Here is a 3,378-nt window from a genome sequence, read left to right as displayed (position 1 = left end):
TCCTAGCTAATCAGTTACAAAACGAAATTACAGCTCGTATTCAGCAGAAACTGAATATTTTTTTAGAGACTCCCCATTTGGTTAATCAACTAAATGTAAATGCTATTCGTCTTAATCAACTTAATATTCAAGAAATTAATGATGTGGAGCGTCATTTATGGCAACAAATTCAGTCTTTTGATTCCATTGGTGTCATTGGTATTACATCTACATCAGGAACAATGATCGCAGTCAGTCGCCAAGATAATAATAGATTTAATATCATCATTACAGACGAATCGACAAAAGGAGAACTTCAGGAATATGCTACCAACGCTCAAGGGGTGCGGACTAATCTCACAAAAGTAGTTCCGGAGTACGACCCCCATATACGACCATGGTATCAAGATGGTATCGCTACAGGTAAAGCAGGTTGGGGTGAGATGTTTAGATCGCTCATTGATCAAAGAGTAGAAATTATGGCGACTCAACCAGTAATTGATAATGATGATAATGCGATCGCCTTGGTCACTGCTACTCTCACCTTCTCTGAACTGCATGACTTTCTCAAACGGTTGAAGATTAGTAAATCTGGGGAAGCTTTCATTTTAAATCGTTATGGACAATTAATCGCTAGTTCCGCCACTTCTGAACCTTTTATTCAAGACAATGGGGATTTAAAATTAATAGATGCTTCCAACAGTAACGATCTTTTAGTTAATTCTGCAAGTAAACACCTGAAAGACAGGTTTGAGGATCTCAATCAAATCCAAAGTAATTTATTACTTAACTTTGATATTGATGGTCAACAACAATTTTTACAAGTCGTACCTTTTAACGATCAATATGGTTTAGATTGGTTGATTTTGGTAGTAATTCCCGAAGCAGATTTTACAGAACGTATTCATGGCAATACTCGAATTACTATTGCTCTATGTTTCATCGCATTAATAATAGCAATTATTTTTGGTTTATTCAGTTGTGAATTGATTATTAAACCAGTCAAAAATTTAAAGCAAGCAGCAACTTCTATATCTATTGGAAAATGGGAACAAAGAGTAAAAGAAGTCCCCATTGAAGAACTAGCAATATTAGCTCAAGGATTTAATCAAATGACGGAACAGTTAAAAAAATCATTTGTTGAATTAGAGAACAAAAATACAGCTTTACAAGAGGCAGACCAGTTCAAGGATGAATTTATGAAAAATATTTCCCATGAACTGAGGACTCCACTTAATAGTATTATTTGTTCTATAAAATTAATCCTTGATGGCTTTTGTGATAGCCAAGAAGAAGAAACTGAATTATTACATCAAGCTGATAAATCTGCTATTCATTTACTGAATTTAATTAATGAACTTTTAGATTTGGTGCAAATTAAGGAAGGCAAACTTCCGGTCAATAAAAATTTAGTAAATTTGTATGATTGTTTAAATGAAATAATTGATTCTCAGCAATCTATAATTCAACAAAAAAATCTGCAACTCTATAAATCTAATCTCTCTAAATCCATATTTGTAGAAGCTGACCCCAAAAAGCTAAAGCAAGTATTCTTAAATATTCTTGATAATGCAATTAAATTTACTGAAACTGGTAGTATTACTATTGATGTTCAGATTAAACCAAGTATTAATACTTATGATATAGATCAAGTACCCATTGTTGTAGTAACTATTAAAGATACAGGAATTGGGGTAGAACCAAGCGAACAGTATAAACTATTTCAATCTTTTGCAATGGTAGATGGTTCGACTACTCGTGCATATAGTGGTTGTGGTTTGGGATTATCAATTTCTCGTAGTTTGATGGAATTGATGGGAGGTAATATTACTCTAGAAAGTGCTGGAAAAAATCAAGGTACTGCAGTTTCTATCTCTTTACCCATTACTCTCAAAACTACGGAATAGGGGATAGCGAAAGTGGCGATATAGCGCTACGCGCAAGTTAGAAGTCAAAAGTCAGTAGGGGCGTTAACGATAGTTATGCGCAAGCTTTAGGCCGTTCACCCGTACAAAAGTAATCTCGGACTAAGTTTTAGGGTTTAGTAGTGTCCTAACCTAAATCCGTAGTGCTATAGTAGCTCAATTTTTCTAGGAGAGGAAGATATGGTTTTTTGGCGTTGCATAAATGCGCTTGGGATTTTAATAGTTTTGTAGAATGGGCATCTTGCCTGTTCCTGATATTTTCCCGTTCCTGATATTTTCCCGTTCCTGATATTTTCACTCCTCGGCAGGATACCCACCCCACTTATATTCATACCGCCCCTCAGCAATGCCGATTTTTTTATAGCAGAAGAAAGAAGGAGTAATCTGGCATTGTCTGAGTTTTAAGCTTTTGATCTGTCCGTACCCTTTCCTTCGACTGCTATGTATAGCAATCAGAAATCATATCAAATCCGGTTAAACAGTTATAGATTAGTTAAGTAATATCATGTTCCCCCTCCGGGGGAGCTACGCTAACGGTTGAATACTTATAAATAACTGTTGTGAGGAGTCAGGAGGAAAAGAGGAAATATTGGAGGAAAGTAAAGATAATTTCAGTATTTCTTTGGTACTGTCGGTACTGTCAGTCTTTAAATTTTATTTATAACTGACCCGTCCGCAATTCGTAGCTCCCCCGGAGGTGGCACATGATATAATATCATGTCCGTTGGTATCGTTTGTGTAAAAGTTAGCGTGGATATCTACAGGAAATTTAAGTTTTTTTCTTGCTCAATTGCCTTCCTGCTTGTTGCCTGTTGCCTGTTGCCTGTTGCCTGTTGCCTGTTGCCTACCTTTGCTATACAATACCGATGCTACCGGACATGATATAAGGAGGAGTCAGGAGTCAGAAAGACCGAGTCAGGAGGAGAGAGAATCACAAAGATGAGCGTAGTTATGACGATTGAAGAATTTTTTTATGTCCAATTAAACGGATTTGATATCAGATGTGAGAATTTTATTGCTTCTGTGTTTCCCATTCCCTGTTCCCTGTTCCCTGTTCCCTGTTCCCTAAAAATCTACAATATCTCACAACTCAAATAAGATTGCTATAACTAATTACCAACTTGATATAATCTTATTCTAATTAGGCAAAACTAAAATCTAGAGTTAAAATATGCTATCCAATTCCGATCGTTTACCAGAACAAGATTCAGGAGTACCTAATACCTCCGAATTATCTCCTTTAATCAAAAATTTATCAATCGCTACCTTGGTGGGAATAATAGCTTTTGTTGGAGTAAGTTCTTTGATTATTGCTGCTAGTCAAAACAATGTTAATGACATTGAAACAACAGAAGGAAAATAGACTGTTGCACACTCAAAAAGTTAAAAACAAAAAATAACATTCTCTCAGTTTCCGAATCCGAACTCAAGTCCCTAATACCAATTAGATTAAAGAATGTTACAAAACTGTAAA

General features: G+C 35.6%; 2 protein-coding genes. Both read left to right on the top strand.

From position 1 onward, the window contains the following. Nucleotides 1–1,886 (top strand): sensor histidine kinase (locus F6K13_RS24735; RefSeq protein WP_287288672.1); only part of this gene is annotated, 1,886 nt, incomplete at its 5' end. 1,189 nt (nt 1,887–3,075) lie between these two features. Then, nucleotides 3,076–3,267, top strand: coding sequence for a hypothetical protein (locus F6K13_RS24730; protein ID WP_124146548.1), 192 nt, complete (start codon nt 3,076–3,078; stop codon nt 3,265–3,267). The last annotated feature ends 111 nt before the right edge of the window (nt 3,268–3,378 follow it).

Source organism: Okeania sp. SIO2B9 (assembly GCF_010672505.1).
GTDB classification, from domain to species: Bacteria; Cyanobacteriota; Cyanobacteriia; order Cyanobacteriales; family Microcoleaceae; genus Okeania; species Okeania hirsuta.
The sequence above is the reverse complement of the archived record's forward strand: the minus strand, read 5'-3'. Positions and strand labels throughout refer to the sequence as shown.